Source organism: Cellulomonas endophytica (genome assembly GCF_004123805.1).
Taxonomy (GTDB): Bacteria; Actinomycetota; Actinomycetes; order Actinomycetales; family Cellulomonadaceae; genus Cellulomonas; species Cellulomonas endophytica.
The window spans coordinates 60,953-77,765 of the sequence record NZ_RWJX01000012.1 but is presented as its reverse complement, the minus strand read 5'-3'; the positions used below and the strand labels follow the sequence as shown (position 1 = coordinate 77,765).

The 16,813-nt window shown below is 72.3% G+C and carries 12 protein-coding genes; 2 read left to right on the top strand and 10 right to left on the bottom strand.

Translation table 11 applies throughout. The annotated features are described in order from the left end of the window. The 3 genes from EJA20_RS05770 to EJA20_RS05760 form a co-directional block, all read right to left on the bottom strand. A partial coding sequence (locus EJA20_RS05770; protein ID WP_164983845.1) for a GAF domain-containing protein occupies positions 1-643 on the bottom strand: 643 nt, incomplete at its 3' end. A 595-nt stretch (positions 644-1,238) separates the two neighbouring features. After that, the gene (locus EJA20_RS05765; protein ID WP_129337206.1) at positions 1,239-1,643 is read right to left on the bottom strand and encodes a hypothetical protein; all 405 of its coding nucleotides are present in this window, start codon (positions 1,641-1,643) and stop codon (positions 1,239-1,241) included. Between the two features lie 96 nt (positions 1,644-1,739). Beyond that, positions 1,740-2,351, bottom strand: coding sequence for a hypothetical protein (locus EJA20_RS05760; RefSeq protein ID WP_129337205.1), 612 nt, complete (start codon positions 2,349-2,351; stop codon positions 1,740-1,742). 511 nt (positions 2,352-2,862) lie between these two features. Between EJA20_RS05760 and mobF the strand changes: the two genes are divergently transcribed. Together mobF and EJA20_RS05750 are read left to right on the top strand one after the other, a co-directional pair. Further along, positions 2,863-6,453: a MobF family relaxase gene (gene mobF, locus EJA20_RS05755; protein WP_240675097.1), complete on the top strand. Its 3,591-nt coding sequence runs from the start codon at positions 2,863-2,865 to the stop codon at positions 6,451-6,453. Beyond that, positions 6,450-6,839, top strand: a complete 390-nt coding sequence (locus tag EJA20_RS05750; protein ID WP_129337203.1) for a hypothetical protein — start codon at positions 6,450-6,452, stop codon at positions 6,837-6,839. The genes mobF and EJA20_RS05750 overlap by 4 nt, the downstream gene beginning before the upstream one ends. A 437-nt stretch (positions 6,840-7,276) precedes the next feature. Here EJA20_RS05750 and EJA20_RS05745 read toward each other — a convergent pair whose 3' ends face one another. The 7 genes from EJA20_RS05745 to EJA20_RS05715 all read right to left on the bottom strand — a co-directional run bounded on the left by EJA20_RS05745 (position 7,277) and on the right by EJA20_RS05715 (position 16,809). Then, positions 7,277-8,647: a GmrSD restriction endonuclease domain-containing protein gene (locus EJA20_RS05745; protein ID WP_240675087.1), complete on the bottom strand. Its 1,371-nt coding sequence runs from the start codon at positions 8,645-8,647 to the stop codon at positions 7,277-7,279. Positions 8,648-8,846: 199 nt separating this feature from the next. Next, on the bottom strand, positions 8,847-10,037 hold the full coding sequence (locus EJA20_RS05740; protein ID WP_129337201.1) for a transglycosylase SLT domain-containing protein: 1,191 nt from the start codon (positions 10,035-10,037) through the stop codon (positions 8,847-8,849). Next, a complete protein-coding gene (locus tag EJA20_RS05735; protein WP_129337200.1) occupies positions 10,034-11,836 on the bottom strand; it encodes a type IV secretory system conjugative DNA transfer family protein in 1,803 nt (600 codons plus the stop codon). Before EJA20_RS05735 ends, EJA20_RS05740 begins: the two co-directional genes overlap by 4 nt. Further along, positions 11,833-12,924, bottom strand: coding sequence for a DnaB-like helicase N-terminal domain-containing protein (locus tag EJA20_RS05730; protein WP_240675095.1), 1,092 nt, complete (start codon positions 12,922-12,924; stop codon positions 11,833-11,835). Before EJA20_RS05730 ends, EJA20_RS05735 begins: the two co-directional genes overlap by 4 nt. Beyond that, positions 12,924-14,297: an ATP-binding protein gene (locus EJA20_RS05725; protein WP_205687382.1), complete on the bottom strand. Its 1,374-nt coding sequence runs from the start codon at positions 14,295-14,297 to the stop codon at positions 12,924-12,926. Before EJA20_RS05725 ends, EJA20_RS05730 begins: the two co-directional genes overlap by 1 nt. Beyond that, positions 14,294-15,691 carry an SCO6880 family protein gene (locus tag EJA20_RS05720; RefSeq protein WP_129337198.1) on the bottom strand — a complete coding sequence of 466 codons (1,398 nt, stop codon included), beginning with the start codon at positions 15,689-15,691 and terminating at the stop codon, positions 14,294-14,296. The genes EJA20_RS05725 and EJA20_RS05720 overlap by 4 nt, the downstream gene beginning before the upstream one ends. Next, entirely contained in the window at positions 15,688-16,809 is a 1,122-nt protein-coding gene (locus tag EJA20_RS05715) for a hypothetical protein (RefSeq protein ID WP_129337197.1), read from the bottom strand. The genes EJA20_RS05720 and EJA20_RS05715 overlap by 4 nt, the downstream gene beginning before the upstream one ends. Positions 16,810-16,813: the final 4 nt, after the last annotated feature.

Sequence of the window (16,813 nt, the reverse complement as noted above, 5' to 3'; positions counted from 1 at the left end):
GCGCCCAGAAGGAGCCGTAGGCCCAGCCGAAGGCGGTGCGGACCGTCTCCAGCGCCACCCGCAGCGCGGTGGCCTCGTCCTTCGCCTCGCCCACCTGCGTCACGACGGTGGTCACGGCCTCGCGGTCGTCGAGCGTCTCCTGCAGTGCCGTGGCGGTGAGGGCCTGGCGGCGGGCGAGCGTGGCGATGCGGGAGATCGCGCGCCACTTCTCGTCGTCGAACCGGGGCAGGTCGTGGTCGCTGTAGAACTCCATGACCCCGACGAGGTCGCCCTCGTCCATCATGGGCACCGCGGCGCCGGCGACCATCCCGGCCTGGGTGGCGGCCTGCCAGCGCAGGCAGCCCGAGCGCGCGGCGCTCACGTCTCCCGTGACGAGGACGGGCTCGCGGCGGCGCGCGGCCTGGCCCACGAGCCCGGCGTCGGGCTGCAGCCGGGTGGCCCCGCCGACGGCGCTGCGCAGCCGGTCGCCCAGCCGCCCGGTCTCGTAGGCGAGCTCGAGCTGTCCGTCGGGCGCGGGCACCCAGCGGGCGCCGTAGGTGAGGCCGAGGGTCTCGACGAGGGCGTCGGTGAGCTTGACGCGCGCGTCCTGCGCGTCCGCGACCCCGCCCTCGAAGGCCAGGAGCACCCGCTCCAGAGCCTCCACATCCCGCGGGACGGGCAGCACGTGACGCGAAGACGCCCGAGCAGAAGTACGACGGAAGCCCATCACTGTCCTTATCGTCCGTGCCCAACCATTCCGGTCAAGCCGTCCGCTTCTCATCGGCAGGACGTCCTTGATCACTGAGCGGCTGTGCCCACCGGCGCGAGCCCAACCAACCCTGGCGCCACCACGCCGCCATAACCCTGCCCCTCGCGACAGCCATAGCTAGGCCGAGCACCTCCCACCCGCTTGGTTGGCAACGGGCCAGAACGGCCCGTCGCGCCGAGACCAGGGGAGCTCGGTGGCGAGTCGTGGACGTGGCCGGGCACGATAACGGGGTGATGACCGCCTTTGCTGGTGCGACAGCTTCGCACTACCGGCGCTAGGCCGCGACATCCCCGCTGCGTTGCTAGACGGGCTGATCGAGCATGCGGGAACCACCCGCGATGCGGTGGCTCTGGACGTCGGGGCCGGTACAGAGTGACCCCGCAACGACTCGAGCGCGCCTGGTACTTTCGCGCTCCGCAGGCGCGGACGCGCAGAGAGTCGTCGCGCGGCCTTGAACTGCTCAGGACAGGGCCCAACACTACAATGATTATTACCGGAGGTCGTACAAACCGCCGACTCCCTCGACGCTGCCGTGAATACCGACGAAGATGGCGATCGCGTCGGACGTCCAGGTAACCCTGTCGGCTTCGTCCGGCGGGAACCACTTCGCCAATCCTTCGACGCCATCGGCGACAGCTTCGGTAGTGATGGTCAGGTGCCAGTGCTCGACAGTACGAGCGCCGGCCCGGATCGATATTGCTCCCACTCGAACGAACTCCACGTAGAGGGCGGGAGCATTCGGCACTGAGGCCACCACGCCAAGATCGTTGCCGTACGTCTCAAAATAATGTGCGATCAAACCTCCTAGTTGCCCGATTCCTTGAGGGTTGTCGCGGGCATAGCCCAGGAACACGGCGGGCACGTCAGACAAGGCGCACGGCATCCAGAACTTCACACCCCGCCTCAACGCTTTCGTAGGACTGGCGCCGTAGGATCGGGGATAGGTGCGTCTCCCACGGGGCGAGCGGCCGAAGATTCCCATCGTCGCCTCCTAAAGTGAAAACGTCTGATTGTGCCTTGCACTGCCTAGCTCGTAATGCACGATGACGGTAGGCACACCTTGCCCAGGCCCACCCTCAACTATGAGGGAGACAGCCTCGCCGCGCGTGAGACACCGCGGCATGACCTCCCGGACATCGAGCCGCATGACACCCCTCACCGTGTTGATTGAGGTTATGGTGAGTGGCGTCTCGCTTGCGTTCGTAAGCAAGAAGCTGCGTAGGCCGGAAGCGGTGAGTTGAAGCGCGCTGGCAATACCTCCGTGGTAGTGAACCCCGCCAACCGACCCGTGGTTGATACTTATCGACGCATTCGTGGCCCCCGTGCCGATAGCCACCTGAGACAGAATTTGACCTGCGCACCGCAGTACCTCAGGGTCCTCGTCGAGTCCCAGTTCGTGAAACCTGCGTGCAACGCCGCGCGCAACCTCCTCGGTCGGCTCAGCCTCGAAACGGTCGAGCCACACTTCACTAGCCCGTGCATTCGTCGACCGATTGACCAGCGTGCTTCTGAGTCGCCGCCAGCCAGCCTTCGCAGCTCCCGTGAGTGCGTCGCCTGCGAGGTTAGCGGCGACCGCCAGCAGAACGCTCTCGAGGACTCCCATTCGCTCAGTATCACACTACCCGGCTGGCCCTGGTCGTTACTTAGGAGTATCAGTAACGTCCTTGGGATGAGGTCCTGAACACGGCGCTCGAAGCCACGCTTGGTGTCTGCAACTTGGAGGTTGAGGCAGGGTCGCGTCCTCGCGAAGGAAAGGCGGAAGTGGCGGGCCTTCCGGGAACCGGGCGGCAGGAGGACCGGCGGCTGATCACCGAGATCTCAGCCCTGTGTCATAACGTGCGTTCTCGGCGCTCGACGTTCTGGCGCAGAGATGGAGAGTCGACTTCGCCGGCCGCTCGAGCCTGTTGACTGCGTCAACGCGACGCACGCATCGACCGTGGCACGAGCCGACAGCCCTGAGTCGAGAAACAGGTCACGGCGTCGGAGCCGGCCCTCGAGTCTTCGCCGGGCAGGTTCGATTCCCGAGCCTCGTCCTACTGGTGCCCTGCGCCACAGGTACTCGTGCGTCTCAATGCGAGTGCGGTCTTCGTACCATGGCGGGCGCTGCTGTGGTGATGACGATGCATCGGCTCAGCGCGGGTGCGGGGTACCAGTACTTGCTGCGGCACATCGCGACCGCGGACGGTGCGCGAACCGCGGGCGCGTCGTTGGCGACGTACTACCTAGAGTCGGGCAATCCGCCGGGCCGTTGGTGGGGTGCAGGCCTTGCGAGCCTGGGCGCGGCTGCCGGCGTGGCGGGTGCTCCTCGCCTGACTGCTGGAGCGCTGGTCGATGAGCAGGGGATGGAGCGCCTGTTCGCGCGCGGTGCTGATCCGGTGACAGGCTGGTCGATGGGGCGGCCGTTCCAGCAGTCCTTGCCGCTGTCCGACCGGGTGTCGTTGGCCGCAGCGAGACTGCCTGCGGGCATGAGCGTGGAGGCGCGTAGCACGGCGCTCGAAAGCATTCTGCATCGCGAGCAATCGCGGGTGATGCCGCACTCGGTCGCCGGCTTCGACCTGTCCTTCACCGTGTTGAAGTCGGTGGCGACTCTGTGGGCGGTCGGCGACCGCGATGTGCAGGTCGCGGTCCTAGACGCGCACCGTGCGGCGGTTGAGCAGGCTATGACGCTGCTGGAGGACCGTGTACTGCTGACGCGGACTGGGCACGGTGGTTGCCGGCAGGAGCGCACGCGCGGTTCGGTGGCGGCCGCCTTCGATCACTGGGACTCCCGAGCAGGGGATCCGAACCTGCACACCCACGTGGTGCTGTCCAACAAGGTGCAGGGCCTAGACGGGGCGTGGCGGTCGGTCGATTCGAGAGCGTTGCATCACGCGGTGGTGACGGTGTCGCAGGTGTACGACGCGTTGCTGGTGGACGAGGTCAGCCGTCGGCTGCCGGTCCGATGGGGGTGGCGGGGTCGAGGTGCTCGACGTTCTCCAGCGTTCGAGATCGACGGCATGGAGGACGGCCTGCTGCGCGTCTTCTCGGCGCGCTCGTCGCAGATCGATGCCGCGATGACGGAGTCGGTGGCGCGTTTCGCGGCTGAGCGGGGTCGTCTGCCGGACCGGGTGGAGGTGACGCGGATGCGGCAGGTCGCAACTCGCGCGACTCGTCCGCCGAAGAAGGTGCTGCCGCTGCGAGAGCTGGTGCAGCGGTGGCGCGAGCGCGCCAGCCAGGTCACCGGGGCTTCCCCGGAGGAGCTCACGGCGCGGGCCATTCACCAGTCGCGGGTAGACGCGGTGACGGCGGACGGCGTCGGCGCGGAGGTGATCGCCCAGTTCGCCGAGCTGGTGCAGGAGCAGGTGCGGACGCGACGCGCGACGTGGACGCGGTGGAACGTCCTGGCCGAGGCGGCCCGCGTCAGCGTGCCTTTGACAATGCGCAGCCCGGCGGACCGGGTGGTGTTGCTGGATCGCATCGCCGACGCGGTCCTGGTCAAGTGCATCAGTGTGGAGGCGCCGGCCGTCTTGATCGCCGCGGGCCGGTCCAGCCGCCCTGAGGGCGGATCAGTGTTCGACCGTCCCGCCGAGGATCGCTTTACCGACATGACGATCCTTGATGCCGAGCGGAGCCTGTTGGCCGCCGTCACCGACACCACCGCGCCGACTGCCGCAGCGGCACCAGCGGAGGCGTGCGAGGGCGGCAGCGCGGAGTTGGCACCGGATCAGGCTGCCGCTGTCTGCGTGATCGCTTCCTCTGCACGGCGTCTGGAGGTGTTGGTCGGGCCTGCAGGGTCGGGGAAGACCACCACCCTGCTCGCCGTGCGCAGGGCCTGGGAGGCCGAGTACGGGCCGGGCTCGCTGATCGGGTTGGCTCCGTCCGCCTCCGCAGCCGCCACCCTCGCCGGCGCACTGGGCGTGGCGTGTGAGAACACCTCCAAGTGGATCTACGAGTCCAGCGGCGCCGGTGCCCACGCACGCGCCGCCCTGAGCCGGCGCCTGCGCGAGCTCGACGAGAGCGCCGATCCGGTGTCCGAGCCCGAGCAGGCCCGACACCTGGCCTGGGCGCGGCGGGCCGTTGCTGAGCAGGACCAGGCGTGGCGGTTGCGGACTGGGCAGTTGGTCGTGGTCGACGAGGCGTCCTTGGCCGGGACGCTGACCCTGGCCGAGCTCACCCGCCAAGCAACAGCGGTCGGTGCGAAGGTGCTGCTGGTCGGCGACCATGCTCAGCTGACGGCCGTCGATGCCGGGGGTGCGTTCGGGCTACTCGCCACCCGCAACGCCGGGCCCGTCCTGAACTCCCTGTGGCGGTTCGTGCACCCGTGGGAGGCGCAGGCCACGCTCGGACTGCGGGAGGGGAACCCGCGCGTGCTCGAGGTGTACGACGAGCACGACCGCATCCGCTCCGGTGCGCCGGAGGCGATGCTCGAGGCCGCCTACACCGCCTGGGCCGCCGACACCGACGCCGGCCGCTCCACGGTCCTGATCGCACCTGACGCCAAGACCGTCGCCGCGCTCAACCAGCGGGCGCACAACGACCGCGTCACTGAGGGCCTGGTCAGCCAGACGCGGGCCGTCACCACTTCGGACGGGGTCGTCATCGGGGTCGGGGACCGCGTGCTGACCCGTCAGAACGACCGCCGGCTGCGCGTCACTGACGAGCGCGGTCACGGGTTTGTGCGCAACGGTGACCTGTGGGACGTCATCGCCGCCACCGATGACGGGGCGATGACGCTGCGCCGGGTCACCGCCGGCGCCGATCACGCGGACGCGGCAGGAGCCCCATCATCGCAAAGTGGGGTGACGGTGGTCGTGCCGGCCGCGTACGTACGCGAGCACGTGGACCTGGGGTACGCGGTGACGACGCACCGGGCGCAGGGCGTCACCGTCGCTCGGGCGCACGCGGTGGCGCATCCGGGGATGACGCGGGAGAACTTGTACGTCGCCCTCACCCGCGGCCGGCACGCCAACCACGTCTATGTCGCCCTGGAGGAGGTCGATGCCGACTGCGACCCCCCCGCCCTGCACGCCACACAGGATGCCTTCGCCGTCCTGGAAGCCATCCTGGCCACCAGCGGTGCCGAGCGGTCCGCGACGCAGACCATCGCCGACCGGCTCGACTACGCGGAGTCATTGGCCCGGCTGCGTCCAATCGAGCAGACCCTGCTGGCCGATGCCTCTGCTGCCCGGTGGACTGAGGCCTTGACCGACGCCGGGATGAGCGAGCAGCAGCTGGGGGCGGTGCGGCTGTCCCCGGACGTGGGCCGGCTCTTCGCGACCCTGGACCGGCTGGCGACCGTCAACCCCGACACCGCTACCACCGTGGCAGGCATGATGCGGGAGCTGGACTGCGAGCAGGAGGACCCCGTACCTGCGTTGACCGCGGCGGCCATGCACCTGCTGCACCGCACCGGAGAGGACCCCCGCGACATCCCGACCGCACCAGCAGACGCCTTCCTCGACCAGGCCGGCGCAGACATGCTCGGCCAGGTGCGGAACTTGATCAGCGCGCGCACCGCCGCGGTGACGCAGGCCGCGCTGGCGGGGTCGCCCCCCTGGGTGCAGCAATACGGCGCCGAGCCGACTGACCTCACCGACCGGCAGGCATGGCTCGGCGCGATCAGTGCTGAGGCGGCCCAGCGCGACGAGCGTCCGAACTCCTCCGCCTACTCGTGGCTGACGCCCCAACCGGCAGGGCCGACGGTCGCGGGGGTGGGTGCTCGATGAGGCAGCAGTTGCCTGTCCTGGCGCCGGGGTGGCGGGAGCTGGACTACCCGGTCGCGCAGCCGACGGCGCTGGCCGTGCCGTTCGTCTGGTCCGCCCTCAACCCGGTGGCCGAGCAGGAGGCGGTGCGGGAGCTGGTGACGTGGGTGGGGTGGCTGGCGGGGCGGTACCGGCTGGACCACCGTGTCGTGCCGGACTGCTGGCCTGCCCACCCTGAGCTGGTCGAGGAGCTGTCCGCGCTGCACCTGGCCTGGCTCGGGGCGTTCGCTCGCACCTCCGCCGCCGATGCCCCGCTGGGGTGGCACGAGCGCTTCGCCCACACCAGCGCACGCCTGTCGGAGTGGACCGCGCGGACCGGTTGCCGCCCCGGCGCCCACCGCGACCGCTAGCACTCGACGCAGCGCGTCCTCGGGCTTGCGGAGTGCCGGCGGCTGTGGACGACGGCGGGCAGGAGGGAACTTGCACGGGGCAGGGTGCGGGTCATGTCGGTGTACGCGCTGCTGCTGGGCGGTCCCGCCCATGGAGAGGTCCGCACCGCGGCAGCGACGACGACGTCTCGGAGACGGTGTGTCTGCCGCGCGGTCTCGCTGTGGTAGGGCGGGACGCGCGGTACGACTGGTACGACCGCGCTCCGAACACCGGTTACGGCAGCGAGGTCGAGAGCATCTGGTCCCTCGTACACCGATTGTCGCCGAGCATGCGGTGAACCGGGCAGCGGCGGCGTCGACGCGCTGCGGTGTGCCGCGGCGGGCTCCTCATTCGGGACGAGGCGCCGGGGCTCGGCGCGAGGGGTCGGTGTTCGGGCCCGTGCCTGGACCGTGCGGTGCTATTCGCAGGCGACGCCGTCCTGGTCGCGGTCGAGCTTGGTGGAGTAGCCCGGCTGCCCGGCGTACAGGGGTGCGGCGCCGGCGGCGCGGACCGCGTCGCAGTTGGCGTACACCACGACCGCCGGAGCCGGCTCCGGTGCGGTAGGTGCCGGGGCCGGTGCCGGTGCGGCAGGGGCTGCCGGGGAGGGTGCGACCGGTGCCGGAGCTTCGGGTGCGGGATCGGCCACCACGATTGGCGCTGGCTCGGGCTCAGCGGCGGCAGCCGGGGCCGGGGCGGGGGGCAGGGTGGTGCCGTCGGGCAGGGTCTGGTCGGGGCAGGTCGCCAGGATGGCGGCCATGGCGGCGCGTTCGGCGTCGGTGACCCAGAGCCCGTAGGTGTACTTCACGGCGATCTGCCGCGCGACGTACTGGCAGCGGTAGCTCTTGTTCGGGGGCAGCCAGGTGGCGGCGTCGCCGTCGCCCTTCTGCGTGTTCAGCGGCCCGGACACGGCGAGCAGGTTCAGCGGGTCGTTCCCGAACTGCTGCTTCGTGCTCGTGTCCCAGGTCTGGGCGCCCTTCTGCCAGGCGTCGGACAGGGCCACGACGTGATCGATCTGCACGTCGTTGGAGGTGTTCGCGCCGTGGGTGAAGGCGATCGTGGTGCCGGAGTAGGGGTCGGCCAGGGTCCCGGTCAGCACGACGCAGTCGCCGGTCCCGGCCTCGAGGGTGGCGGTGGTGAGGTCGCGGCGCAGGATGTCGTTGCGGGTGTCGCAGCCGTTGCGGTCCAGGTCGACGGCCCGGTACCCGAACTGGTCGCGGTCGTACCCGGTGGTCGGCGCCCGGCCCTTGACCTCGAGCAGGCCGAGCGCCCTCAGCGCGCCCTGCCCGGCCGCGCTGGCGACGGTGGCGTCGGCATCCACGGCCGGGGCGACCTCCGGCGCGGGCAGCGCGGCCGCGGCGGCGGCGTTCAGCTCGTCCGCGTCGGGGTCAGCGACCTCCTCCGCCGTCGGCGACGGCACAGGGACGGGGGTGGTGCTGGTCGTCGGTGCGGCCACCGCCGTGGGGTCGCTGCCCGGGTTTGGTGGTGCGGCCAGGGCGCCGCCGGCGAGGAGCAGGACCAGGGCGCCGCCGGTCAGGGCGAGCGAGGCGCGTCGTCCGTGGCGGCGCAGCGGCCGGCGCACCAGCAGCTGTACCAGCGCGGTGACGGCGGTGGCCAGGCCGAGCAGGACCAGCAGGTTCCCGATCCCGGACAGCGCCACCAGCAGCAGGACCAGCGCCGCGAGCCCGGCACCGAGCAGCCGCAGCACCAACCCCGGGGAGCCGGGCCGGGACGGCGTCGGCGTGGAGGTGGCCCGGGCGGGCGGTGGTGGCGGCGGGTAGGAGGCAGTCACGGCGTTTCCTTTGATGGTGGTGCGAGCGCGCCCACCGTAGGCGCCGCCTGTGACACGACCCGGGCCTGTTGTCCGCATTTCACCCTCGTCGGATCGACGCGCAGTGTGGTCGGGCATCGGCAGGGCCAGTGACCAGGTCCTCAGTCCTAAATCCCCTTCCGCCGCGCCTCGAGCGTCCGGGAGGCAGCGAGCGGACCGTTTAGGGGAGGCGTTGGCCGGCGCAGACTGGAGTGGACCAGCCGAGGTAGCCGGTGCCGGTGCGGGAGTAGAGGGTGTCGAGCTGGGCGAGCGTGACGAGGTAGACGCCGCCGTGGTTCCCGGTGGCGTGGTCGTAGAACTCGTTGGTGGTGACCTGGGTCTTGGCCGGGTCGCAGCCGGGGTCGGCGTGCACGACGACGGAGACGTGTCCGGCGGGTCGCCCGGTGTCGAAGAAGACGAAGGAACCGAGTGGTGGGCAGGGGTTGGCGGGGTGGGCGTGTCCGTCGGCTCTCATGGTGGCCCAGTGGGTGGCGGCGGTGGGGTAGCCGGAGGTGGCGTAGCCCCAGGCGCGGCATGCGAGCCGGTCGCACAGCCCGGCCCATCCGGAGGTGGCGCCGACGTAGGACAGGGCGGTCTGCACGGCCCGGGTGACTTCGTCCGGTGCCCCGACCGGCACCGGCACCCCCGGACCGCTGGTGCCGAGCCCGGGCACGCACCCGCTGCTGGGTGTGGGCGCTGGCGGCGACGGTGTCGGTGTCGGCGCGGGCAGGTCTTGGGGTTCGACCTGGTCTCCGGTGGGTGCGGCCCACTGCGCGGTGCGCTCGTTGACGGTGACGATGAAGCGGGCCGTGATGGCGGGGATGGTGGGGTAGGTGCGCAGGCGGGATTCGCCGGCGTTGTGGGCGATGATCAGCGCGTCCAGCTCCGGGATCGAGGCGGCGGCCCAGTCGGGGTGCTGCTGGCGGATGCGCCGGACCCCGTCGAGTCGGTCGCAGAGGTAGGTGCCGGCGGTGGTGGCGTGGAGGTCGCCGTCTTTGACGTCCCAGGTGCCGTTGCGGTTCAGGTCGGCGGACCAGGGGTGCCCGTAGGCGCCGGCCCAGACGGAGGCGTTGAGCTGGAACAGGCCCCAAGTGCCGCCGTTGCGGTCCTCGGCGTGGGCGTCCGGCCGGAACCCGGACTCCTGCGCCATGATTGCGGCGATCCACGCCTCGGGCAGGTCCGGGCATGCGGCCTTGGTCGCCGCGACCCACGCTCGAGCATGAGCGGGGACGGGTGCGGTGTCGGTGAGGTAGCTGCCGCTGGCGGCGGTGGTCAGGCAGGCGGTGGCGGTGGTGCCGACGGACAGGGCGGTCAGGACGGCCAGGACGGGCACGCAGAGGGCTCCGAGCGCGGCCAGGGTGCTCTTGATCATCGGCCCTCCTCTCGGGTTGCGAGGGCTTCGTGCTCGAGCTGGGTGCGGTGCGCGACGAGGTCGGCTGCGTCAGGTCGGGTAGTCCAGGGGTGCAGGTCGATGACGGCTGGGCGGGTCTGGCGTAGGAGCAGGACGCCGGTGCCGAAGGGCAGGGTCCGCAGGTGCGAGGCCGGTAGCACGGGCACGGTCCGCAGGGAGGTGGAGGTGGACCGGTCGCCGCCGGCGCCGGTGCTGCGGGTGGTGGTGGTCTCGTCGATCTCGCCGAGGAGGCGGGCGACGTCGTCCAGGTCGCGGTATTTGGCCAGGCCGCCCAGGACGAGCTTGACGGTGGCGGCGTCCCAGATCGCGTCGGCTTGGTGTTCGCCCCAGCGGGCGCGGGCCTGGGCCAGGGATTGCAGGACGGCCAGTGTGGTGATGCCGGTGCCGCCGCCTTCGGCCATGAGGGAGGGCAGGGAGGGCAGGGGGGTGAGGTTGGCGATCTCGTCCAGCGCGAGCAGCAGGGGCGGGTCGAGACGGTTGCCGGGGGAGCGTGCCGCGAGGGCGCGGGCGGTCTCGGTGATGTCTTCGACGAACGCGGCCAGCAGTGGTGCGCAGGAGGCGGAGGTGACCGCTGCGGCCAGCAGGTAGAGCGTCCCGGATTGGGCGAGGAAGGTGGTGGGGTCGAACTCGTGGCCGGGGGCGGGGTCGACGGCGGTCAGGACGTCGGGGTCGGCCAGGGCGGCGAGGGCTTGGCGTACGCCGAGCCAGATGGAGTCGCGGGTGCGGGGGTCGGAGTGGATGGTCGCCTCGAGGGCGTCGGCCCACCCGTCGGCGGAGGGGGTGCGGTTCAGGACAGTGACGGCGTCGGTGGCCAGGACGGGGTTGAGGGACCACCGGTACAGGTCGAGGGGGCCGCGTCCGTCCAGGGCGGCGGCGTGCAGCAGGCACCGCAGCGCGGTTTCGGTTTGCCCGGCCCAGAAGTCGGCGTCGGAGACGGTGCGCCCGAACCCGGCGCCGGCGGCCAGGCCGCGGGCGCGGACCAGGGCGGTGCGGGGTTGCTCGCAGCCGCGGACGGGGGACCAGGCCAGGCCGTGGGGGAGTCCGGCCAGGCGTTGGGGGTCGAAGATCGCGACTGGTCCGCGTCGTTGCCGGTGCGCGAGGGTCAGGGTGAGGGTGTCGGGGCGGGTGGAGGTGGTCACGACGGGGCCGGGGGCGTCCAGGACCCAGGGGATGACCAGGTGCAGGCCCTTGCCCATGCGTGGTGGCCCGACCAGGAGGGCGGAGTCTTCGACGGTGCACCACAGGTCCCGCCCGCGCAGCTGCCCCAACCGGTACCCGACCTCCTCGGGTGCGGTCGTGGCGGTCGTGGAGGGGCGGACGATGGCCGCTTTGCGGCGCAGGGCCGGTGTGCCGGCGGCGGCGTGGATTTCGTGGGGGGTGGCCATGCCGGGCAGGGAGCGGATGGCGTCCAGGCGCCGGTCCCCGGTGCGCCGCCCCCGCCGCCACACCCACATAGCCGCCACCACCAAGACGGCCGTGACGCATAGGACTAGGAGCGTCGCGGCCCAGTAGGCGACCGGGCCGGGCAGTTGCTCCGGGTGCGGCCACGCCAGGGCCGGCGCTTGAGGGTGGGCGAGGGCGCGCAAGGCGTCCACGGGTGTGCCTTGCGGTGTGGGGTTCCCGGTGAGGGTGGCGGCGGTGGCGGCGCCGGCCCACAGCAGGCACCCGACCGCGAACAGTGCCCCGCCGCCCTGCAAGGCCAGGGTGGTCAGGTCCAGGCCGCCGGCCTGGGGCGGTCGCGGCGCGCGTGGGGTGCTCACCGGAGGACGGCTTCGCGGGCGTTGAGCCGGACGACCGGCGCCACGGTCGCGACGTTGGCAGCGGGGGCGGCCGGCTGGAGGGCGGTGGCGGTGATGCGCAGGGCGGTGGTGAGGGTGTGGCCGAGGTCGGTCAGGTCGATAACGTGGACGCCGGGGTTGGCTGCGGCGGTGGCCCAGGCGGTGGAGCCGCGTTCGGTCATGGCGCGCAGCTGGTCCCCGGCGACGGCCCGGATCAGGGTGGTGGTGCTCTGCCACCGTCCCTGCTCAACGGCGGCCAGCACCTGCGCCGTGCTCGGTGCCGGAAGCCGGTGGTGGGTGGTGGTGCGTAGCGCCCATGCGACGGTGAGGGGGTCGACCGGTTCGTGGCGGTCGGCCAGGTCCAGGATCGTGGCGTAGACGGCCCGCCACCCGGGGTGCGCGATCCGCTGCGGCGTCCACCAGGCGGTGACCCGGGGCAGGTCGGGGGGTCGGTCGAGCAGGGCGCCGAGCAGGGCCGCGACGTGCTCGCTCTCCAGGGCGGTGTCGCGGGTGGGGTGGGCGCGCAGGTACTTGTCCGCCCCTAGCCGCGCCGCCAGCACCGCCACCGGCTCCTGCGAAGGTTGGGGTCGGGGGTGTCGGCCGGTGAGCTCGGACAGCTGCGAGCGGTGGGCGACGGCGTCCAGCCCCGCGTCGACGACGTCGCACACCGCGGTCATGGGGCGGGGGTGCTGCTCGAGCGCGGACTGTAGCGCGGCGGCTTCGAGCAGAACGCCCAGCCCGGTGATCTCCCGGCGCATGCCGGTGTCGGCGACCATCCGCGCGTACGCCAGCCCGTGCTGGGAGTGGGGGAGCACGTGGATGGCGTCCGCGATTGCGGTCAGGTGCTGGTGTGCCGTGCCGCCGCGCTCGATCAGCGCGGCCCCAATCGTGCCCGTGTCGATCGGGGTACCGGCGGTGTGGCGCTCGAGCAGGACGGTGTAGGCGCCGGCGTGCCATGCGTCGCAGAAGTCTGAGGCTCGTAACCAGCGCCGCACCTGCGCCAGGGCCGCCGGGTGCAGGATCAGCGCACCGATCGTGGAGCGTTCGGCCAGGCGCAGCACCTCGTCCATCACGCCCCACCCCCGCCGCTGTCGGTCGCGAGCCCGTCGAGAGCGGGGTCCGGAATGGTGTCGCGCATGGCGGTGTCGGTGTCGACGAGGGCGAGCTCGGCCGGGTGCAGGCGGTGGTGCACGACGTGGGTGCGGCCGGGCAGCTTCCACAGCCCGGTCCCGCGCGGCAGCACCGCGACCAGGTCCCGCTCCGGTCCAGTCAGCCCCAAGGCAGTGGCAGTGGCGGTGACCTGGTCGCTCTCCTGCCGGTACACCACCCGCGTCGAGCAGTCCGCCAGCAGCCCCTCGGCCAGGGCGCGGGTGGCCGAGCCGGTGGGGCCGACGGCGTCCAGATCGGACAGGCGGTGCAGGATCAGCAGGTGCGCGGCGCCGTAGGCGCGGGCCAGCTTCCACTGCCCCTGCATCCGCCGCAGCAGCGCCGGTTGAGCCAGGACCCGCCAGGCCTCGTCGTAGATCACCCACCGCTTGCCCACCGACCCGACCAGGGCGGCCTCGACCCAGGCGGCACCGACGGTCATGGCCACGGTGAGGGCTTCGTCGTGCGAGCCGAGCGCGGACAGGTCCAGCACCACCATCACTGCACCGGCCGGGATGGGGTGGGTGGTGGGGGCGTCGAACATGCCGGTCAGGTCCCCCCGGACCAGGCGCCGCAGCGCGTGCCCCAGGTCCCGCCCATCCGCCGCCCGTTCCCCAACCGGAACCCCGTCGGCCGATGCGAGGGTCGAATCGGGGGTGGTGAGGGCGTCGACGACATGCCCCAGCACCGGCACCGAGTGGGCGGCCACGGTGGTGGTGAGGGCGGCGTCGAGGGCGGCGTGCTCGGCCGGCGTCAGGCCGCGGTGCAGCAGGACCGAGGCGATCGCCGCAACCAGCTGCGCCCGCCCCGCCACCGCCGCCCCCGTCGACGAGGGGGCACCGGTAGCAGGCAGGGCGGCTGCCGTGGGCAGGTCGAGGGGATTCAGGCGGGTGGAGTGGCCGGGGCCAAGACGGACGACAATCCCGCCGACGGCCGCGGCCAGAGGGGCCCATTCGCCCTTGGGGTCGCCAGGCACGAACACCGACCGACCCGCCGCGATCGAGCGGAAGGCCAAGGACTTGGCCAAGGTGGACTTGCCGTGCCCAATCACCCCAGCGAGCGCGACGTTCGGGTTGGTGAGGGCACCGGTGGCGTACAGGGCCCAGGGGTCGAAACAGAACACCTCCCCGGTCAACGCGTCCGTCCCCACCGGCACCCCCTCGGTCTGCGCGGGGGGTGCCAGGAACGGGTAGGCGCCGGCCAAGGTCGCCGAGGACGCCCGATGGGCGGGCAGCCGCAGCGCCGGCCCGGCGAGGTACCGCCCGGGCCGGGTGCGGAACGGGGTCGAGGCGGTCACAGGACACCCCGGGCCAGGGGCAGGGCGGCCGCGGCATGGGCCAGTCCTTGCTGCCCGACCAGGCGCCGCAGCTCGCACATCGACGCCGCAGCCGCCGTCTGCGCGGCCGCGCACCGGGCAGCCAGGACCTCCTCGGTCGGGGCAGTAAGAGTGAGCAGGCCGGTGAAGCGCAGGTCGCCGTGTCCGGCGACGAGCTCGGCCTCCCGCTGCGCCAGATCCGCCACCTCCGCCGTGACCGAGGCGTCCTCGATCTGCCCCCACCGTTGCCGCTGAACCGCGTCGGCGGCGTGCTCGGCCTTGGCACGGCGGATGTCCCGCAGGGCACGGCCGGTGGGAATGGGTTCGACGATCAGCGACCACGACCGGCCCGGCTCCTCACCCAGCAGCAGCGGCTGCAAGAACGCGGCATGCACCGCGGCCCGGGGCCACTCGGCGACCCAGAACGTCGCGTGCACCGCCCCCTCCGTCCGCAGGGCGCTCCACGTCTCGGCCACGCCCGTCGGCGCGACGTCCTCCAGCCGGGCCGCCTGAACCGATGGGTCGTACCCCGCGGCCACGACGGCGGCCAGAGCCGGCGCGTCCAGCCACGCACCCGGCTGCAGCCCGGCAGCGGACAGGGCGTCGGTGACGCCGGTTAGCTGCTGCCCGGAGGCCTCGACCCGCAGTGCCCGGTTGCGGGCGCGGGGCGGGCGCAGGGCGACGGCCAGCAGGTGCTCGCGCCGCACCGAGTCGGTGAACGCCGTGTCGAGCAGGTCGGCCAGAACGGCGGCCGGACCGGTCGTCGTGTGCTGGCGCCACCACGCCCGCGCCGGCGCCAACCCCCCGGACCTCGAACGGACCAGCAGTTGAGCTCGGGCCACTCCGGGCTGCCGACACAAGCCACCCAGCACCCGGTCCCAGCCCTGCACCGCCTGCACCTGCTCAATCGGCGACGCCAGCACGAACCCGGCCGGCTCCAGCGCCAGCACCGCCGTCCACGTCCCCGCCGCCCGATCGACCACCAGCACCGCCTTCAGAGCTGGGCAGGGCTGAACCTCGAGCCGTCCCAACCCCGGCAGGACGAGGCGCGCAGGGGTGCGGTCGCGCACGGAGGTGACAGCCGTGGTGGCGCCGGTCAGGCGCCGCACCGACCACGTCGCCAGCAGCGGCACCCACGCCACTACCGGGCGGCCCCGCACGCTGCCGAGCCCCGCGACCAGCAGCGTCAGCCACACGGGCGCTCCCACCGCCAGACCTGTCGGGCCGGCGGTGTAGACCCCGGTGACCGCGACGACGAGTCCGGTCGCGACCAGGACCAGCTGGGCCGGGTGCAGCCCGAGCAGGACTCCGCCGTGCTGTAGCCGCCCGAACTGCGCCGACACCACCGGCTCTACCCTGCCCGCCGGCGCGCTCACGAGGAGCCACCAGGACGAGCCGGCCGCGCGGGTGGCGTGCTGACGGCTACGGCCGGCCGAGGCGGGGCAGTGGCGCCGGCGGGGGGAGGCTTCAGCTTGCTGCCGGCGCCAGCGAGGACCTGGGACATGACGGCTTGCTGCGCCGCGTAGCGCACCGTCGTGGCCGCGCTCCTTGCGGTGCGGTTGATCGGGTTCGCCGCGACGGCACCGGTCATGATCGCGGCGGCCTCGACCCCGGACCAGTGCACGAACTTGAACGTCAGCCACGGCGCCCACACCGCGATCGCCAGCAGCAGCACCCCCACCAGCACGTCCGACAACGCCCCGACCGCTGTATCGGCGCTACCCGGGGCAGCAGGTCCGGTGTCGGTCGTGGCGGGGGAGACGCGGGTGAAGGCGGAGGCGCCGACGACGAAGACCACGACGACGACGAGCTTGCAGAACACCAACGCCGCCACGACCTCGATCCACCGGCGCGTCCAGGCCCGGGTGGCGTCCCACGCGGACCCCGCGAACGCGATCGGCGCGAACACCGCCACCACGAGCAGGGCTGCCTTGCGGAAGAGCAGCACCCCCCACAGCAGCAAGAACCCGACCTGCAGCACGAACCCCAGCAGCAGCTGCAACGCCGGCGACACCGACGTCAACGCGCCGAAGGCGAAGAACTGCGCCGCCGCCGCCGCGACCGTCATGCCGGCGCGGGCGGCGATGAACTCGCAGATCCCGTCCACCGCGACCAGGGCCAGCTGCGTCACGGCCTGCGCGAGTGCGCAACCGAGCGTCGCCTTCGCCACACCGACGAGTGCCCTGGCCAGGCCGCCGGGCTCGCGCCGCAGGACCGAGGTGAACACCTGCACCACGAACAGCCCGACTAGTACCGGCAACGCCACCGCCGTCAGCACCGACACGTTCGCCCGGAACCATCCCACCGACAGGTCCACCGTCGTGGTCGCATCCAATGCGGCCAGGGCCAACTGACCGAGCTGAGCGGCGCCCGTCAAGAACGCCGACCCCAGACCGGACAGCACGTAGTCCGACGCCGCGCCCTGGACACCGGTCAGCGCGTCGCAGGCCAACCCGATCGGGCCGACGCACGGATCGATCGCGGAGACGGACATGCGC